Raw genomic sequence first — 15,657 nt, forward strand, 5'->3', positions numbered from 1 at the left:
TCAGACGGGACGGGTGCGGTGCGGGGACCTACGGCGTAGTAAGTCGTTCAGGGCGGCAGAGGCCCAACCCTCCCAGCCTAAGGCATGCGGGGAGGGGCCTCTGCCGTCCCGGTTGCTTACCGAGAGGTCCAGGAATCCCTGAAAGCAGGGATTACCAGGAGCTCTTGGTCACGCCCGGCAGCTCGCCACGGTGAGCCATCTCACGAAGGCACACGCGGCACAGGCCGAACTTGCGGTAGACGGAGTGCGGACGACCGCAGCGCTGGCAGCGGGTGTACGCACGCACGCCGAACTTGGGCTTGCGAGCAGCCTTCGCGATGAGAGCCTTCTTCGCCATCTCGCTCACGCCTCCTTGAACGGGAAGCCGAGGTGACGGAGAAGGGCGCGGCCCTCTTCGTCGTTGGTCGCCGTGGTGACCACGGTGATGTCCATACCCCGGACACGGTCGATCTTGTCCTGGTCGATCTCGTGGAACATGACCTGCTCGGTGAGACCGAAGGTGTAGTTGCCACGGCCGTCGAACTGCTTGGGGGACAGACCGCGGAAGTCGCGGATGCGCGGCAGCGCGAGCGACAGGGTGCGGTCCAGGAACTCCCACATGCGGTCGCCACGGAGCGTGACGTGGGCACCGATCGGCTGGCCCTCACGCAGCTTGAACTGCGCGATGGACTTGCGGGCCTTGGTCACGGCCGGCTTCTGACCGGTGATCGTGGTGAGGTCGCGGATGGCGCCCTCGATCAGCTTGGAGTCGCGGGCGGCGTCGCCCACACCCATGTTGACCACGATCTTGACGAGGCCGGGAACCTGCATGACGTTCTCGTACTGGAACTGCTCACGCAGCTTGCCCGCGATCTCCTCGCGGTACTTCGTCTTCAGACGCGGAGTGGTGGTGGTAGCCATCAGATGTCCTCACCCGTCCGCTTGGCAACGCGGATCTTGTTGCCCTCGTCGTCGAAGCGGTAACCGACACGCGTGACGACCTTGTTGCCGTCCTTCTCCACGACCAGCTGGACGTTGGAGACGTGGATCGGGGCCTCGGTCGTGACGATGCCGCCGGCCTGGGAACCGCGAGCGGTCGGGCCGGCCTTGGTGTGCTTCTTGACCCGGTTGACACCCTCGACCAGGACGCGGTCCTCGCGGGGGAAGGCCGCGATGACCTTGCCCTGCTTGCCCTTGTCCTTACCGGTGATGACCTGGACCAGGTCGCCCTTCTTGATCTTCATGCTTACAGCACCTCCGGCGCGAGCGAGATGATCTTCATGAACTTCTTCTCGCGCAGCTCACGGCCGACCGGGCCGAAGATACGGGTGCCGCGAGGGTCGCCGTCGTTCTTCAGAATGACGGCGGCGTTCTCGTCGAAGCGGATGTACGAGCCGTCCGGGCGGCGGCGCTCCTTGACGGTGCGAACGATGACCGCCTTGACGACGTCACCCTTCTTCACGTTGCCACCGGGGATCGCGTCCTTGACGGTGGCGACGATGACGTCACCGATGCCCGCGTAGCGGCGACCGGAGCCACCGAGCACACGGATGCAAAGGATCTCCTTCGCACCAGTGTTGTCGGCGACACGCAGTCGCGACTCCTGCTGGATCACGTCTATCTCCTGTTTGTCTGCCGGTTCCCCGGGTGGGTGCGACACTTGCACACCCACCCGGAGCCTGGCGGAACTGTCCTGCGGGGTCTGCCCCGCAGGCGTACTTGTTGGAATTCCCTTGCGGGAATTACCTACTTGGCCTTCTCGAGGATCTCGACGACGCGCCAGCGCTTCGTCGCGGACAGCGGCCGGGTCTCCATGAGGAGGACGCGGTCGCCGACGCCCGCGGCGTTCTGCTCGTCGTGCGCCTTGAGCTTGTTGGTACGGCGGATGACCTTGCCGTACAGCGCGTGCTTGACACGGTCCTCGACGGCGACGACGACGGTCTTGTCCATCTTGTCGCTGACGACGAGACCCTCACGGGTCTTGCGGAAACCGCGCGCCTCGGTGCTGTTCTCAGTCACGTTCTTCTCGCTCATCAGGCGTTCTCCACCGTCTCGATGCCGAGCTCACGCTCACGCATGAGGGTGTAGATCCGGGCGATGTCCTTGCGGACCGCCTTGAGACGGCCGTGGTTCTCGAGCTGACCCGTGGCCGCCTGGAAGCGGAGGTTGAACAGCTCTTCCTTGGCCTCGCGGAGCTTGTTCAGCAGCTCCTCGTTGCCCAGCTCGCGCAGCTCGGACGCCTTGGTACCGGCCGACATCACGCTTCACCTGCCTCGCGCTTGACGATCCGGCACTTCATCGGCAGCTTGTGGGCCGCACGGGTCAGCGCCTCACGGGCGATCTTCTCGTTGGGGTACGACAGCTCGAACATCACGCGTCCGGGCTTGACGTTGGCGATCCACCACTCCGGAGAACCCTTACCGGAACCCATGCGGGTCTCGGCCGGCTTCTTCGTCAGCGGACGGTCCGGGTAGATGTTGATCCAGACCTTGCCGCCACGCTTGATGTGGCGGGTCATGGCGATACGAGCCGCCTCGATCTGGCGGTTCGTGACGTACGCCGGGGTCAGCGCCTGGATACCGTACTCGCCGAACGCAACCTGCGTCCCACCCTTGGACATGCCGCTGCGCTTCGGGTGGTGCTGCTTGCGGTGCTTGACCCTACGGGGGATCAGCATGGGTCAGCTCTCCTTTCCAGCAGCGCTGGGCTCGGCGGCCGGTGCCGCGGGCGCCTCGGCCGTGTTGGCCTCGGCCGCCGCGGCGGACTGCTGCGGCTTGCGACCGCGCCGCTCGCCACCGCGGCCACCACGGGCCGGGCGGTCGGCACCACCGCGGGACGGGCGGTTGCCCGCACGCGCGGCGGCGTTCTCGGCGCGGACCTCGGCGATGTTCTTGACGTCGCCCTTGTAGATCCAGACCTTCACGCCGATGCGGCCGAAGGTCGTCTTGGCCTCGAAGAAGCCGTAGTCCACGTTCGCGCGGAGCGTGTGCAGGGGCACGCGGCCCTCGCGGTAGAACTCCGAGCGGGACATCTCGGCGCCGCCGAGACGGCCACCGCACTGGATCTTGATGCCCTTGGCGCCGGCCTTCATGGCGGACTGCATGCTCTTGCGCATGGCCCGGCGGAAGGAGACGCGGGAGGAGAGCTGCTCGGCGACGGCCTGGGCGACCAGCTGGGCATCCGTCTCGGGGTTCTTGACCTCGAGGATGTTCAGCTGGACCTGCTTCTTCGTGAGCTTCTCGAGGTCACCGCGGATGCGGTCGGCCTCGGCGCCACGACGGCCGATGACGATGCCCGGACGCGCGGTGTGGATGTCCACGCGGACACGGTCACGGGTGCGCTCGATCTCGACCTTGGAGATGCCGGCGCGCTCCATGCCGGACGTCATCATCCGACGGATGGCGACGTCTTCCTTCACGTAGTCCTTGTAGGACTTGTCGGCGTACCAGCGGGACTTGAAGTCCGTGGTGACACCGAGCCGGAACCCGTGCGGGTTTACCTTCTGGCCCATTACCGGGTTCCTTCCTTGCTGCTGACGACCACGGTGATGTGGCTGGTCCGCTTGCGGATCCGGTAGGCGCGGCCCTGGGCACGCGGCCGGAACCGCTTCAGGGTCGGGCCCTCGTCGACGTAGGCCTCGGAGATGAAGAGGCTGTCGGCGTCGGTGTGGTCGTAGTTGTGCGCGGCGTTGGCGATGGCGCTGTCGAGCACCTTGCCGACGGGCACTGAGGCTGCCTGCGGAGCGAATCGCAGAACAGCCTGAGCCTCCGTGGCGTCCATGCCACGGATCAGGTCCACCACGCGGCGGGCCTTCATGGGCGTGACGCGGATGTACCGCGCCTGGGCCCTGGCTTCCATGGTTGTCCCTCTCAGTTACTTACGTGTCTGAATGCGATCCGCTGCTAGCGGCGCTTCGACTTCCGGTCGTCCTTGACGTGACCCCGGAAGGTGCGCGTCGGCGAGAACTCGCCGAGCTTGTGGCCGACCATCGACTCGGTGACGAACACCGGGATGTGGGTCTTGCCGTTGTGCACCGCGAGCGTGTGGCCGAGCATGGCCGGCACGATCATGGAGCGACGGGACCAGGTCTTGATGACGTTCTTGGTGCCGGCTTCGTTCTGGGCGTCCACCTTCTTGATCAGGTGGTCGTCGACGAAGGGCCCCTTCTTGAGACTGCGCGGCATCTAAACCCGCTCCTAGCGCTTCTTGTTCGTCTTGCGGCGGCGGACGATGTACTTGTTCGACGCCTTCTTGGGCGAACGAGTACGGCCTTCCTTCTGGCCCCACGGGGACACCGGGTGGCGACCACCGGAGGTCTTGCCCTCACCACCACCGTGCGGGTGGTCAACCGGGTTCATCGCCACACCGCGAACGGTCGGGCGGACGCCCAGCCAGCGCTTGCGGCCGGCCTTGCCCCAGTTGATGTTGGACTGCTCGGCGTTGCCGACCTCGCCGACCGTGGCGCGGCAGCGCTGGTCGACCAGACGGATCTCACCGGACGGCATGCGGAGGTGGGCCATGGTGCCCTCCTTCGCCAGCAGCTGCACCGAGGCACCGGCGGAGCGGGCGAACTTGGCACCGCCGCCCGGACGAAGCTCCACGGAGTGGATCGTCGTACCGACCGGGATGTTGCGCAGCGCCAGGTTGTTGCCGGGCTTGATGTCGGCACCGGGACCGTTCTCGATCCGGTCGCCCTGGTTCAGGCCCTTCGGCGCCAGGATGTAGCGCTTCTCGCCGTCCGCGTAGTGCAGGAGCGCGATGCGCGCGGTGCGGTTGGGGTCGTACTCGATGTGCGCGACCTTCGCCGGCACGCCGTCCTTGTCGTGGCGACGGAAGTCGATCACACGGTAGGCGCGCTTGTGGCCACCACCCTGGTGACGGACGGTCACACGACCGGAGTTGTTACGGCCACCCTTGCTGTGCAGGGGGCGGACCAGCGACTTCTCCGGCGTGGACCGCGTGATCTCGACGAAGTCGGCGACGCTGGAACCACGACGGCCCGGCGTAGTCGGCTTGTACTTGCGGATTCCCATTTCTCAGTCCTCGTCCGATATCGGACGATCCGGACCGCCCTCAGGCGGTCGGACCGCCGAAGATGTCGATACGGTCGCCCTCGGCGAGGGTCACGATCGCGCGCTTGGTCGCCGCGCGCTGGCCGAAGCCGGTGCGGGTCCGCTTGCGCTTGCCCTGGCGGTTGATCGTGTTGACCCCAGTGACCTTGACGTCGAAGACCGCCTGGACGGCCTCCTTGATCTGGGTCTTGTTGGCCCGCGGGTCGACGACGAACGTGTACTTGTTCTCGTCGAGCAGCGCGTAGCTCTTCTCGGAGACGACCGGCTTCAGCAGGACGTCACGGGGGTCCGTGTACGACTTGCTCAGCGGGGTCTCGACGGTGTTCTTGCCCTCGGTGGCGTGGCGGCGGGCCTTGGCGACGCGCGCGGCCTTGGCGGCCTTGGCCGCCTTCGAGGCGATAGCGGGGTGACGGATGGCCATCAGACCTCGCTCCCTTCGGTGTCGTTGGCCTTCTTCGGGCCGGCGACGAAGGACTCGAGAGCGGCCTGGGTGAAGACCACGTCGTCCGAGACGATCACGTCGTACGTGTTCAGCTGGCCCGGCTCCAGGATGTGGACCTGGGGCAGGTTGCGGGCGGACAGCCACGCGGCCTCGTCGGCGCGGTCGACGACCAGCAGGAGGTTCTTACGCTCGCTGATCTTGCCGAACAGAGCCTTGGCGGCCTTGGTGGACGGGGTCTCGCCCTCGATCACGCCGGTGACGACGTGGATGCGGTTGGCGCGGGCCCGGTCGGTGAGGGCGTGCCGCAGGGCGGCGGCCTTCATCTTCTTCGGGGTCCGCTGCGAGTAGTCGCGCGGCACGGGACCGTGCACGACGCCACCACCGGCGAACTGCGGGGCGCGGGTAGAGCCCTGGCGCGCACGGCCGGTGCCCTTCTGACGGTAAGGCTTCTTACCGCCACCACGAACCTCGCCGCGGGTCTTGGTCTTGTGCGTGCCCTGGCGGGCAGCCGCGTTCTGCGCGACGACGACCTGGTGGATCAGCGGGATGCTGACCTTCTCCACGCCGAAGATCTCCGCGGGGAGTTCGACGCTACCGGTCTTCTCGCCGGCAGGCGAAAGGATGTCAACAGTGCTCATCGGTTACCTCAGGCCCCCTTGGCCGCGGTGCGGACCAGGACGAGGCCGCCGTTCGGACCGGGAACCGCGCCCTTGATGAGCAGCAGGCCCTTCTCCGCGTCAACGGCGTGGACGGTCAGGTTCTGGGTGGTGACCCGCTCGTTGCCCATGCGACCCGCCATGCGGAGGCCCTTGAACACACGGCCCGGGGTGGCGCAGCCACCGATGGAGCCGGGGGAGCGGTGCTTGCGCTGGGTGCCGTGACCGGCGCCGAGGCCACCGAAGTTGTGGCGCTTCATGACACCGGCGAAGCCCTTGCCCTTGCTCTTGCCGGTCACGTCGACCTTGACGCCGGCCTCGAACACCTCAGCGGTGATCTCCTGGCCGAGCGTGTACTCGGAGGCGTCCGCGGTGCGGATCTCGACGAGGTGGCGGCGCGGCGTGACGTCGGCCTTGGCGAAGTGGCCCTTGAGGGGCTTGTTCACCTTGCGCGGGTCGATCTCGCCGAAGGCGATCTGGACCGACTCGTAGCCGTCGGTGTCGTTGGTACGGACCTGGGTGACGACGTTGGGGCCGGCCTTGACGACGGTGACCGGAACAACACGGTTGTTCTCGTCCCACACCTGCGTCATGCCGAGCTTCTCGCCCAGGATGCCCTTGATCTGCTTGGTCATCTTCAGATCACCGGCCTCAGAGCTTGATCTCGATGTCGACACCGGCCGGGAGGTCGAGTCGCATCAGAGAGTCAACGGTCTTGGGGGTCGGGTCGAGGATGTCGATCAGGCGCTTGTGCGTGCGCATCTCGAAGTGCTCGCGCGAGTCCTTGTACTTGTGCGGCGACTTGATGACGCAGTACACGTTCTTCTCAGTGGGCAGCGGCACCGGGCCCGCGACCGACGCACCAGTGCGGGTCACCGTCTCGACGATCTTCTTCGCCGAGGAGTCGATGACCTCGTGGTCGTAGGCCTTGAGCCGGATGCGGATCTTCTGTCCCGCCATGGCTACTCAGTAGTCCTTTGTCTCTTCACGCTCTGGAACCCGGCGGTTCCTGCCACCTTCGCTTCTCCGACCCACGCGGTCGGGCGTGTCGCGCTTCCGCTGACACAGATGTCCCTTGTTCGAACATCCCTGCGGAATGAACACGGCCCTTCCGGAACCGCAAGCCGGGGGCGAAGGCCCACCGGGCGCCTGGCCGGTGCCGCACCACACTTCCCGGAAGATTCCCGTACGTCCGCCCCAGCGCTGCCTCGCGGCAGTTAGGGCGACGAGTACTGTGGGACTCGCTTCCGGTCCCCCCGGCGGGAGGCGCGCAGCATCAACACTCGACCGAGCAACTCGGACAGTCTGCCATATGGGGCAGGGGCCTGGCCAATCGAGCCGGAGAGAATACCCCGGGGGTGACGAAGGTCAAACGCCGGCCACCGCAGGTAACGAGTCGGGTCATATCGGTGCCGCCCGCCGTCCCCTGCTCTACTCTGTGCCACCGGACGAACGCGGAGCGCGTGGGGGCGCGCCGGGGTGGGGGTCGACCTTGTCATCGATGCTGCGGAGATTCGGCCGCTGGGCGCCACGTGCCGGGGTCGCCGTCGGCGCTGCCGTGCTCCTGCTCGGGTTGCTGCCGGTCACGGCCGAGGCGCACCACGACGGGTGCCACCGCTGGCATTCGTGCCCGTCCGACACCGGCTCGTACGTGTGCGGTGATCTCGGCTACGACACCTACTGCGGCGGGACGGGCGACGACGACAGCGGCCCTTCCGAGTCCGTCGACGTGACCGCTCCCCGGCGACCGAAGGTCGACCGGCCGCATGCGGGCGAGGGCGGCCGGGTCAGCCTGACCGTCACGGCCGAACAGGGGGCGCGGATCGACGTCTCGGAGACCGACGAGTACGGCGGGGCGGGGCGGACGGTCGCCGTGGCCACGGCTACCGGGAACGCCCAGCCCCTCTCCTTCAAGGCCGCCAGCGGCTCCCACACCTACACCGTCACGGCCACCGACGCCGCCGGCAACACCAGCGACGTGTCCGAGGGCATCGCCCTCGACGTGGACGCCGACAGTCCGGAGATCACCGCCCTCTCCGTGTCCGACCCCGACGCGACGACCGCCACCACGCGCGTGTCGTTCGCCTCCGAGGCGGGAGCGGCGTACGAGCTCGCCGTGTCGGGCCGCAAGGAGCGGATCACCGGCACCGTCGGCGGTGACGGCACGGTCTCGGACGCCGTCCTCGTCCTCCCGAACGGCAGCTACACCGCCCGGGTACGGGTCACGGACGACGCGGGCAACGTCGGCCGCGCGGAGCGGAGCCTGCCCGTGGACGTCGAGGCACTCGCCCCGCGGGTGACCGCCGACCACGCACCCGGCTCCGGCCTTGTGCGGTTCGCCGTCACTGCCCCGCCACGGAGCAAGGGGACTCTCACGGTGGGCGACGCCGTTGAGCGGGCCTTCACGACGGACGCGGACGGACATGCCACGGTCAGTGCGGAGCTGCCGGACGGCAGCCACCCGGCACCGGTCGTCACGGTCACCGATCGCTACGGGCGCAGCGGCCGTACGAGTGGCCGCAGCCTGGTCGTCGACACCGTCGCCCCGGTGCTGAAGGTCGTGTCGGACGCCGAGCGGGCCACTCACGGGGAGCTGTCCCTGGCCGTGACGAGCGAGGCGCGGGCCAAGGTCTCGGTGGTGTACGGGTCGGGCGCACGCGACGGCTTCACCTCCTCCGGGCACCGCGCCACAGTGACCAGAGCGCTCGCTCCCGGCACCTATCAGGTCACCGTCACCGCCACGGACGCGTACGGCAACACCTCGACCGAGCACCTCAGCATCGAGGTGGGCGATCAGCGGACCGCAGGGCAATGGCTGGCCCTCGTGCTGAAGGCGGTACTGGTGCTCGGGCTGATCGCGGCAGCCGGGTACGTGTACCACCGCACCCGGCCCGCTCGCGAGGCCCGCCGGGCGCGACGGGCGGCGGAGCGGCACGCACGGGAACTGCGCGCCTGGGAGCAAGAACACGAGCGCCTGGTGGACCTCGCCGAGTTCGCCGCCGAGTTGGGGGAGGCAGAGGGGCCCGGCGGTGAGTGGCCGGCCGCATGGGGCAAGCGAAAGCGGGGCGAGGCGGTGTGGTGGGTGACGGACGCCGACATGGTCCAGCACGGTAAGAACGGCATGGACGTCCCTGGCGGCGGCTCCGTACGGGACTCCGGAACGCTCGTGGTGACCGGGCAGCGGGTGCTCTTCGTCGGTGGCACGAGGCGCGAGTGGCTCTTCGCGAAGCTCGTCCACGTCGAGCACTCGGGCCGGGACATCACGTGGATGCGGGTGACCAACCGCTCCAAGGTCTCCGGCGTCCGGTACCGGCGCGAGCCCGAGAGGACCCGCGTTGCCATCGAGTCGGCCATCGCCGAGGCTCCGGCCGGTGAAGCACGTGAACTGGGCACGGGGCGCGGTCCGGTACTGGCCCGGCTGCGCCAGATGATCACGGCTCACGACAGGCAACGCCCCGGCGGCACCGAGCCGGCCCCGGCCGCACGGGCGGCGCAGCCGACGAGCCCCCGCGTTTGACTTCCGCCTGACCACGTCCCCCTCGCGGCTCCGCCGCCCGGTCAGCCGGAGGCGGGCAGGTGGGCGCCGAGCAGATCGCGCAAGGGGGCGGCGTGGTCCGTGCCGTCCGTGCCCCGCTTGGGCAGGATCACCAGGCAGGACGCCCGTTTGTCCGCGCTCACCAGCACGAACAGATGGCGCGTCTCGACGTACCGGGACATCGAGGGCCAGCCATACCTGGTGAGGGTGTGGGCCGTCTCCACGGTCACCCCCGACTCGTCGACGGTTATCCGCCGTTCCCCGTGAGCCTCGTGGATCCGCTGCTGGGCTCGAGCGGTCATGCTGCGTATGCCGACCAGTCCGAAGAGCAGGAACAGCACGGCGAGGAACATGGAGACCGGGTCGACAACGATGCTGTCGTCCGTGGTGTGGACCGCCATGACCACCAGGAACGCCCCCACCACGAGCACGCTCCACCGCTGCCGCCGCGCGGCCGGCGACACCTTCGCATGGCCCCGCAGCGCCTCTCGGAACTGATCGGCCGTCGTCGTGTGCCGGACCTCGACCCGTCGCTCACCGGCCTGCTGCACCTCGGTCGTCACCGATCAGTCCCAACTCTCGCCCTCGATGTCTCCGTCACGCGACCACGGCATCGGCAGCCGATGCGGACGCGCCGGAAAGACCACTTGCCGGAGGCATTGTTTTCGGCCACACCGGGTCGCGCCAGGACGCTGTACGGGATCGTGCGGAAGCCGTGAGGGAACCGGTACGTCGCGGGTCCCACACAGGTACGGGCGGGCCGACGCCGAGCGAAATGCGCTCGTCCGTCGCCGACCCGCGCTCCTACGCTGATCAGCCACGTCGGCCGTCACGGGGGCTCGTCCCTGGCTGCGGGCCGTGGCGGTGTGGCGACAGGGCCGGCAGAACAGCCGCGCAGCATGTACGGCTGGCCTCCAGGCCGACTCCGGACAGCGGTTGCAGCGCCGTCTCGATCTCTGAGCGCCGCCGTCGGAATGAGGTGGCGCAGCCACCGGGGTTGTGGCGCTCCTCCGGGCAGGGTGCGCAGTCCCGCGCGGTGGAGGGTGACGGCGGCGGTCAGTCCGGCGTTGCCGGCGCCGATGACCACCGCGTGGAAGTCCGTCGTCGTGGCTACTGTTCGGCGGCCTCTCGGGCGATCTGCTCGAACTGGGCGCCCATGGCCTCGGCGAGCGCCTGGGCACCGGAGAGCGGACGCACCATCACCGTGAACTCGTCGATCTTCCCGTCGTCGTCGAAGTGCAGGAAGTCGCACCCCTGGAGCTTCTTGCCGGCGACGGTGGCGGTGAAGACGAAGGCGTGGTCGCGGCCGTCGGGGTCGGCGATCTCACGGATGTAGGTGAAGTCCTCGAAGACCCGGGACACGCCGCGCAGAATCGCGGCGGTGATGGCCTTGCCCGGGTACGGCTTGAAGGCGACGGGACTGGTGAAGACGACGTCGTCGGCCAGCAGAGCGGCCACGGCCTCCAGGTCGTCGCTCTCGACGGCCTCGCGGAAGGGATGCATGAGCCTACCTCTAATCAGAAATGTGAATAGGTGTGATGGAGATTAGAGAGCCCATTAGGGCTTGTCTACAGGGAAAGGGCGCCCGCTAGTCACCTTGTTGATTAATCTGCTAGCGTGCATCCATGGCTTTGCGGAACGCAGTGATGGCCGCGCTGCTGGAGGGCGAGGCGTCCGGGTACGACCTCGCGAAGGCGTTCGACGCGACGGTCGCCAACTTCTGGATGTCGACGCCTCAGCAGCTCTACCGGGAGCTGGATCGCATGGAGACCGAAGGACTCGTCACGGCCCGCGTCGTCGAGCAGGAGCGCCGCCCCAACAAGCGACTGTTCTCCTTGACGGAGGCCGGACGGAAGGCCGTCCACGCCTACACCGCCGAGCCGTTGGGCAAACCGGCCGTGATCCGGGACGAGTTGCTGGTCAAGGTGCAGTGCCTGGATGCGGGCGACATGGAAGCGGTCCGGACTGCCATCGCCGAGCGCATGGGGTGGGCCACCGCCAAGCTGGCCCGCTACGAGAGGCTCCGGCAGCGTCTGCTCGACGGGCGCTCCGAGGAGGCGTACTTCGCTGAGGCCGAGTGCATCGGCCCGTATCTGACTCTGCTGCGCGGGATGTCGTTCGAGCGGGAGAACCTCCAGTGGGGGGACATGGCGCTGCGCAGGCTCGAACAGCGCGCGGCCGGCCTCCGCGCCGACAACTGACCTGCGGCGGTCCCAGCCACGCGGTCAATCAACAAAGTGGGAGCTGGGAGCGTGACGCAGGACGACACAGCGCAGATACCACTGCTCGACACGGAGCCGACCGCCTCTCGGCAACGCTGCTGATGGAAGTGGCACACGACCACCAGTCAACAACTAGGCACCTAGTCGCATTGTTGAATATGAGGATGGCTGCGGGCTCCCCTTCCTGCAAAGTGACGCCGTTTAGGCAGGTGCTGAGAGACCTGAGCACCGACCACGGGTGCGCTGCGTGGACGCCTACGTCTCGCCGGACGACCTGCGCGAGGCCCGGCTGCTGCGCGCGCCGTTCTTCACCGCCCGTACGCCGCACGCGTGGGACGGCGCGGACCGGGCGCCCGTCCGCGCGGCGCCGCGCCCGACGCCTCGCGCGGCGTGCGGGTCCTGACCGCCCTGACCTGGGACACCCTGTGGGCTCGCCACGACGCCGAGCTGGTGCACAGCGCCCGTCGGCCCGCGCTGCTGCGGGCCCTGTGCGCCCCGGCCGCCAGAAGCCCGGCGGGCCCGACTCGTCGCCCTCATGAGGCGCCGCGTACCGCCGGAGCGGTGACACGCGGTGGTGGTCCGCCTCCGCGACGCCTCATGAGGGCGGCGATGTCTCAGGCGTGCCGTACCGCGCCCGGCCGCTCGCCCTCGAACGCCTCCATGAACTCCCGGGTGATCTCCAGGGAGAAGGGGTCCGTGTCCGGATTCGCGGGGGTCACCACGCTGACCACGAACCCCGGTTCCAGCGGAGGCTGGCTGCGGCGGTAGAAGACGGCGTACGGTCCCTGTCCCGAGGACGGGTCCAGGGCGTAGCCGTTCTCCTCCCAGAAGTCCTCCATCTCCTTGCCGGAGGTGAACGTGACGGCCGCCGGTGTGGTGGCGTCCTGCGGCGGGTCCAACTCCCAGGTCTGCCATGCCTCCGGTGTCAGGTACTCCCCGTCGAGGAACAGCCCCGGCCAGCGCCGCCGCGCGCTCCGGACGAAGCGGACCATGGCCGAGGGCAACGACAAGTCCACGATGAAGTCCGTTGCGTAACCGGTCAGTTCCACCAGTCTTCCCTCCCGTCACTTTCCTCGCACTGCCATCGAACGCCCTCAGCCTAGGGGGCCGGGGGCCTCTCGTACGCCCCGAACGATCGCATCCCCGCGCTCACCGGCGCGCGAGGTTTCGGATACGCCCCCGAAGACGTAGCCGGGACATCACTATGTTGACCGCCCGGGGCGCATTCCGGATCGTTGTTGACGCGTGGGGAGTGATCACCCGGCCACCCCGCCCCATTGGTCCATACCAACCTCTTGCCCCCTCCGCGAACCCGCAGCAAGCTCCCCCTATGGAGCTGGAGTTGAGGCATCTGAAGACGGTCCGGACGATCGCCGAGGCGGGCAGCCTCACCCGGGCGGCGACGGTGCTCGGGCTCGCCCAGCCCGCGCTCAGCGCACAGCTCAGGCGCATCGAGCGGGCCCTGGGCGGCGAGCTGTTCGAGCGCGGGCGGCACGGCGTACGGGCCACCGCGCTCGGCGAACTGGTCCTGGAGCGCACCCGGCTCCTGCTCCCCGCCGTGACCGCGCTCCAGCAGGACGCGGCCCGTCTCGCCCACACCGGTCACACGGCCGGCGGGCGGCTGCGGCTCGGCGGCACCCACGGCCCGCTGCTCGGCGCCCTCGTCGACCGGCTGGCGGCCGCCGTCCCCGACGCCACGGTGACCACCCGCACGTCGTGGTCGGAGCGCGAGCTGGCCGGGCTGCTGGCCGACGGCCGCCTCGACTACGCCCTCACCGGCGCCTGCGGCTCCGCCCCGCCGCCCGGCGCGGACGGGCTGCGCTGGCGGGAGGTGGCCGTCGACCCGGTCCACGTCATGCTCCCGGACGGCCACCCCCTGGCCGGGCGCCCCGAGATCGAGCTGTCCGACCTGGCGGACCGGGCGTGGGCGTGCGTGCCCGGGGACGGCTGCTTCGCCGACTGCTTCACCGCCGCCTGCGCGCACGCGGGCTTCGCCCCGCGCCGGATGTACGAGACGGACACCACGTCCTGCGTCCACCTGGTGCGGGTGGGCCGCGCGGTGGGCCTGTGCCGGGCCACCTTCCCATCCACCCCCGGCCTGACCACCCGACCCGTGGCCGGTACGCCACTGCTCTGGCGCCACCTGCTGGGCTGGCACCCGGCGGCCCAGCGGGAGGAGACGGCGGCCGGGGTGCTCGCCCAGGCCCGAGCCGCGCACCGTTCCATAACACCGACCCGGAGGGTCAACTGACTGCTTACCGAGCCCACTCGGCGCTCCATACGGTGTCGGAGCTTCCCCACCGATCGATGCGACACCTTCCGACACCGAGGAGTTCCCCATGCTCCACAGGCACAGGAGAGCCGCGGGCAGCGTCGCCGCGGCGACGGCCGCACTGCTCGTGGCCGGGCTCAGCGGCTCCGCGAGCGCGCGGCCGGCCGGACCCACGGCGGACGCGGCGGACACGGCGGCCGTGGCCGCGGCAACGGCCGCCGACACCCTCCGCACCGCCGACACGTCCGCCGCCGTGCTCACCGCCATGCAACGCGACCTCGGCCTCACCGACCGGCAGCAGGCCGAACGCCGCCTGGCCAACGAGGCCGCGGCGGGCGCCCGGGCAGGCACCCTGCGGTCCGCCCTCGGCGCGGACTACGCGGGCGCCTGGGTCTCCGGCCGCGAGTCCCGGACCCTGACCGTGGCGACGACCGACCCGGCGGACGCCCCGGCCATCCGCGCGACCGGCGCCGAGCCGCTGGTCGTACGCCACTCCCTGGCCGACCTGGACGCGGCGAAGGAACGCCTGGACCGGGCGGCGGCCGCCCGCCGCACCACCGCCGACGTGCCCGTCCGGTACGTCGACGTCCGCTCCAACAGGGTCGTGATGGAGGCGATACGACCGGACGCCGCCCGTGCCCTGACCGCCGCCGCCGGGGTGGACCCGGCCCTCACCCGCACCGTGAAGTCGGCCGAACGCCCGCGCCCGCTGTACGACCTGCGCGGCGGCGAGGCGTACTACATCGGCAACAGCAGCCGCTGCTCGATCGGCTTCCCCGTCACCCGGGGCTCCCAGCACGGCTTCGCCACCGCCGGCCACTGCGGCCGCGCGGGCTCCTCGACCAGCGGCTACAACCAGGTCGCCCAGGGCACCTTCCAGGCGTCGGTCTTCCCCGGCAACGACATGGCCTGGGTCGCGGTCAACTCCAGCTGGACGGCGACGCCGTACGTCAAGGGCGCGGGCGGGACGCAGGTCCAGGTGACCGGGTCGGCGCAGGCGCCCGTCGGCGCGTCGGTGTGCCGCTCGGGCTCCACCACCGGCTGGCACTGCGGCACGATCCAGCAGCACAACACCAGCGTCACCTACCCCGAGGGCACGATCTCCGGCGTCACCCGCACCACCGTCTGCGCCGAACCCGGCGACTCCGGCGGCTCGTTCATCTCCGGCAGCCAGGCCCAGGGCGTCACCTCGGGCGGCTCGGGCAACTGCTCCAGCGGCGGCACGACGTTCTTCCAGCCGATCAACCCGCTGCTCCAGACGTACGGCCTGACCCTGCGCACCACGGGCGGCGCCCCGGGCGACCCCGGTGACCCGGGAGATCCCGGCGAGCCCGGCGGCACCTGGGCGGCCGGCACCGTCTACCGGGCGGGCGACCAGGTCACCTACGGCGGCGCCGCCTACCGCTGCCTCCAGGGCCACCAGGCCCAGCCCGGCTGGGAGCCCCCGAACGTCCCCGCCCTCTGGCAGCGCCTCTGACG

At 69.5% G+C, this 15,657-nt stretch carries 23 protein-coding genes; 5 read left to right on the forward strand and 18 right to left on the reverse strand.

Annotated features, from left to right (window positions below; translation table 11 throughout):
- Positions 1–151: 151 nt before the first annotated feature.
- The 15 genes from ACSLTV_RS02910 to rpsJ form a co-directional block, all read right to left on the reverse strand.
- Positions 152–337 (reverse strand): type Z 30S ribosomal protein S14, encoded by a 186-nt coding sequence (locus tag ACSLTV_RS02910; protein ID WP_003956452.1) that lies wholly within the window; start codon positions 335–337, stop codon positions 152–154.
- A gap of 5 nt (positions 338–342) precedes the next feature.
- A complete protein-coding gene (rplE, locus tag ACSLTV_RS02915; RefSeq protein ID WP_356627492.1) occupies positions 343–900 on the reverse strand; it encodes a 50S ribosomal protein L5 in 558 nt (185 codons plus the stop codon).
- On the reverse strand, positions 900–1,223 hold the full coding sequence (gene rplX / locus ACSLTV_RS02920; RefSeq protein WP_003992365.1) for a 50S ribosomal protein L24: 324 nt from the start codon (positions 1,221–1,223) through the stop codon (positions 900–902). Before rplX ends, rplE begins: the two co-directional genes overlap by 1 nt.
- A 2-nt stretch (positions 1,224–1,225) precedes the next feature.
- Entirely contained in the window at positions 1,226–1,594 is a 369-nt protein-coding gene (gene rplN / locus ACSLTV_RS02925) for a 50S ribosomal protein L14 (RefSeq protein WP_003998823.1), read from the reverse strand.
- A 131-nt stretch (positions 1,595–1,725) separates the two neighbouring features.
- Positions 1,726–2,013: a 30S ribosomal protein S17 gene (rpsQ, locus tag ACSLTV_RS02930; protein WP_432135007.1), complete on the reverse strand. Its 288-nt coding sequence runs from the start codon at positions 2,011–2,013 to the stop codon at positions 1,726–1,728.
- Entirely contained in the window at positions 2,013–2,237 is a 225-nt protein-coding gene (rpmC, locus tag ACSLTV_RS02935; RefSeq protein WP_059079052.1) for a 50S ribosomal protein L29, read from the reverse strand. The genes rpsQ and rpmC overlap by 1 nt, the downstream gene beginning before the upstream one ends.
- On the reverse strand, positions 2,237–2,656 hold the full coding sequence (rplP, locus tag ACSLTV_RS02940) for a 50S ribosomal protein L16 (protein WP_030745246.1): 420 nt from the start codon (positions 2,654–2,656) through the stop codon (positions 2,237–2,239). The genes rpmC and rplP overlap by 1 nt, the downstream gene beginning before the upstream one ends.
- 3 nt (positions 2,657–2,659) lie before the next feature.
- The gene (gene rpsC, locus ACSLTV_RS02945) at positions 2,660–3,490 is read right to left on the reverse strand and encodes a 30S ribosomal protein S3 (protein ID WP_432135008.1); all 831 of its coding nucleotides are present in this window, start codon (positions 3,488–3,490) and stop codon (positions 2,660–2,662) included.
- Positions 3,490–3,837 carry a 50S ribosomal protein L22 gene (gene rplV / locus ACSLTV_RS02950; protein WP_003974262.1) on the reverse strand — a complete coding sequence of 116 codons (348 nt, stop codon included), beginning with the start codon at positions 3,835–3,837 and terminating at the stop codon, positions 3,490–3,492. Before rplV ends, rpsC begins: the two co-directional genes overlap by 1 nt.
- Before the next feature lie 44 nt (positions 3,838–3,881).
- Positions 3,882–4,163 carry a 30S ribosomal protein S19 gene (gene rpsS / locus ACSLTV_RS02955; protein WP_003992359.1) on the reverse strand — a complete coding sequence of 94 codons (282 nt, stop codon included), beginning with the start codon at positions 4,161–4,163 and terminating at the stop codon, positions 3,882–3,884.
- Between the two features lie 12 nt (positions 4,164–4,175).
- Complete coding sequence (gene rplB, locus ACSLTV_RS02960; RefSeq protein ID WP_432135009.1) at positions 4,176–5,012, reverse strand: 50S ribosomal protein L2; 837 nt, start codon at positions 5,010–5,012, stop codon at positions 4,176–4,178.
- 40 nt (positions 5,013–5,052) lie between these two features.
- Complete coding sequence (gene rplW / locus ACSLTV_RS02965) at positions 5,053–5,472, reverse strand: 50S ribosomal protein L23 (RefSeq protein WP_208876145.1); 420 nt, start codon at positions 5,470–5,472, stop codon at positions 5,053–5,055.
- Positions 5,472–6,131: a 50S ribosomal protein L4 gene (rplD, locus tag ACSLTV_RS02970; protein ID WP_432135010.1), complete on the reverse strand. Its 660-nt coding sequence runs from the start codon at positions 6,129–6,131 to the stop codon at positions 5,472–5,474. The genes rplW and rplD overlap by 1 nt, the downstream gene beginning before the upstream one ends.
- Before the next feature lie 8 nt (positions 6,132–6,139).
- Positions 6,140–6,784: a 50S ribosomal protein L3 gene (gene rplC, locus ACSLTV_RS02975; protein WP_432135011.1), complete on the reverse strand. Its 645-nt coding sequence runs from the start codon at positions 6,782–6,784 to the stop codon at positions 6,140–6,142.
- A 16-nt stretch (positions 6,785–6,800) separates the two neighbouring features.
- Positions 6,801–7,109, reverse strand: a complete 309-nt coding sequence (gene rpsJ / locus ACSLTV_RS02980; RefSeq protein WP_003948644.1) for a 30S ribosomal protein S10 — start codon at positions 7,107–7,109, stop codon at positions 6,801–6,803.
- Positions 7,110–7,650: 541 nt separating this feature from the next.
- On the opposite strand from rpsJ, the gene ACSLTV_RS02985 reads away from it, so the two are divergent.
- On the forward strand, positions 7,651–9,666 hold the full coding sequence (locus ACSLTV_RS02985; RefSeq protein ID WP_435611564.1) for a hypothetical protein: 2,016 nt from the start codon (positions 7,651–7,653) through the stop codon (positions 9,664–9,666).
- 41 nt (positions 9,667–9,707) lie between these two features.
- On the opposite strand, the gene ACSLTV_RS02990 is transcribed toward ACSLTV_RS02985, so the two are convergent.
- Both ACSLTV_RS02990 and ACSLTV_RS02995 read right to left on the reverse strand, forming a co-directional pair.
- Positions 9,708–10,247, reverse strand: a complete 540-nt coding sequence (locus ACSLTV_RS02990; RefSeq protein ID WP_435611565.1) for a YcxB family protein — start codon at positions 10,245–10,247, stop codon at positions 9,708–9,710.
- 547 nt (positions 10,248–10,794) lie between these two features.
- Positions 10,795–11,187: a nuclear transport factor 2 family protein gene (locus ACSLTV_RS02995; protein WP_432135014.1), complete on the reverse strand. Its 393-nt coding sequence runs from the start codon at positions 11,185–11,187 to the stop codon at positions 10,795–10,797.
- Between the two features lie 122 nt (positions 11,188–11,309).
- On the opposite strand from ACSLTV_RS02995, the gene ACSLTV_RS03000 reads away from it, so the two are divergent.
- Both ACSLTV_RS03000 and ACSLTV_RS03005 read left to right on the forward strand, forming a co-directional pair.
- Entirely contained in the window at positions 11,310–11,885 is a 576-nt protein-coding gene (locus tag ACSLTV_RS03000; protein WP_435611566.1) for a PadR family transcriptional regulator, read from the forward strand.
- A gap of 268 nt (positions 11,886–12,153) precedes the next feature.
- Positions 12,154–12,309 (forward strand): hypothetical protein, encoded by a 156-nt coding sequence (locus tag ACSLTV_RS03005; protein WP_435611567.1) that lies wholly within the window; start codon positions 12,154–12,156, stop codon positions 12,307–12,309.
- A 211-nt stretch (positions 12,310–12,520) separates the two neighbouring features.
- Here ACSLTV_RS03005 and ACSLTV_RS03010 read toward each other — a convergent pair whose 3' ends face one another.
- Positions 12,521–12,955 (reverse strand): hypothetical protein, encoded by a 435-nt coding sequence (locus tag ACSLTV_RS03010; protein ID WP_432135017.1) that lies wholly within the window; start codon positions 12,953–12,955, stop codon positions 12,521–12,523.
- Between the two features lie 281 nt (positions 12,956–13,236).
- Here ACSLTV_RS03010 and ACSLTV_RS03015 point away from each other — a divergent pair, with 281 nt between their 5' ends.
- Both ACSLTV_RS03015 and ACSLTV_RS03020 read left to right on the forward strand, forming a co-directional pair.
- On the forward strand, positions 13,237–14,157 hold the full coding sequence (locus ACSLTV_RS03015) for a LysR family transcriptional regulator (RefSeq protein ID WP_432155429.1): 921 nt from the start codon (positions 13,237–13,239) through the stop codon (positions 14,155–14,157).
- A gap of 88 nt (positions 14,158–14,245) precedes the next feature.
- A complete protein-coding gene (locus ACSLTV_RS03020; protein ID WP_435611568.1) occupies positions 14,246–15,655 on the forward strand; it encodes a carbohydrate-binding protein in 1,410 nt (469 codons plus the stop codon).
- The last annotated feature ends 2 nt before the right edge of the window (positions 15,656–15,657 follow it).

Source organism: Streptomyces sp. bgisy159, from assembly GCF_965341775.1.
Lineage (GTDB): Bacteria > Actinomycetota > Actinomycetes > Streptomycetales > Streptomycetaceae > Streptomyces.

What these genes read in the sequence shown, in the direction of transcription:
- ACSLTV_RS02910 (WP_003956452.1), bottom strand. Translation starts at nt 337, where the DNA reads ATGGCGAAGAAGGCTCTCATCGCGAAGGCTGCTCGCAAGCCCAAGTTC.
- rplE (WP_356627492.1), bottom strand. Translation starts at nt 900, where the DNA reads ATGGCTACCACCACCACTCCGCGTCTGAAGACGAAGTACCGCGAGGAG.
- rplX (WP_003992365.1), bottom strand. Translation starts at nt 1,223, where the DNA reads ATGAAGATCAAGAAGGGCGACCTGGTCCAGGTCATCACCGGTAAGGAC.
- rpsQ (WP_432135007.1), bottom strand. Translation starts at nt 2,013, where the DNA reads ATGAGCGAGAAGAACGTGACTGAGAACAGCACCGAGGCGCGCGGTTTC.
- rpmC (WP_059079052.1), bottom strand. Translation starts at nt 2,237, where the DNA reads ATGTCGGCCGGTACCAAGGCGTCCGAGCTGCGCGAGCTGGGCAACGAG.
- rplP (WP_030745246.1), bottom strand. Translation starts at nt 2,656, where the DNA reads ATGCTGATCCCCCGTAGGGTCAAGCACCGCAAGCAGCACCACCCGAAG.
- rpsC (WP_432135008.1), bottom strand. Translation starts at nt 3,490, where the DNA reads ATGGGCCAGAAGGTAAACCCGCACGGGTTCCGGCTCGGTGTCACCACG.
- rplV (WP_003974262.1), bottom strand. Translation starts at nt 3,837, where the DNA reads ATGGAAGCCAGGGCCCAGGCGCGGTACATCCGCGTCACGCCCATGAAG.
- rpsS (WP_003992359.1), bottom strand. Translation starts at nt 4,163, where the DNA reads ATGCCGCGCAGTCTCAAGAAGGGGCCCTTCGTCGACGACCACCTGATC.
- rplB (WP_432135009.1), bottom strand. Translation starts at nt 5,012, where the DNA reads ATGGGAATCCGCAAGTACAAGCCGACTACGCCGGGCCGTCGTGGTTCC.
- rplW (WP_208876145.1), bottom strand. Translation starts at nt 5,472, where the DNA reads ATGGCCATCCGTCACCCCGCTATCGCCTCGAAGGCGGCCAAGGCCGCC.
- rplD (WP_432135010.1), bottom strand. Translation starts at nt 6,131, where the DNA reads ATGAGCACTGTTGACATCCTTTCGCCTGCCGGCGAGAAGACCGGTAGC.
- rplC (WP_432135011.1), bottom strand. Translation starts at nt 6,784, where the DNA reads ATGACCAAGCAGATCAAGGGCATCCTGGGCGAGAAGCTCGGCATGACG.
- rpsJ (WP_003948644.1), bottom strand. Translation starts at nt 7,109, where the DNA reads ATGGCGGGACAGAAGATCCGCATCCGGCTCAAGGCCTACGACCACGAG.
- ACSLTV_RS02985 (WP_435611564.1), top strand. Translation starts at nt 7,651, where the DNA reads ATGCTGCGGAGATTCGGCCGCTGGGCGCCACGTGCCGGGGTCGCCGTC.
- ACSLTV_RS02995 (WP_432135014.1), bottom strand. Translation starts at nt 11,187, where the DNA reads ATGCATCCCTTCCGCGAGGCCGTCGAGAGCGACGACCTGGAGGCCGTG.
- ACSLTV_RS03000 (WP_435611566.1), top strand. Translation starts at nt 11,310, where the DNA reads ATGGCTTTGCGGAACGCAGTGATGGCCGCGCTGCTGGAGGGCGAGGCG.
- ACSLTV_RS03015 (WP_432155429.1), top strand. Translation starts at nt 13,237, where the DNA reads ATGGAGCTGGAGTTGAGGCATCTGAAGACGGTCCGGACGATCGCCGAG.
- ACSLTV_RS03020 (WP_435611568.1), top strand. Translation starts at nt 14,246, where the DNA reads ATGCTCCACAGGCACAGGAGAGCCGCGGGCAGCGTCGCCGCGGCGACG.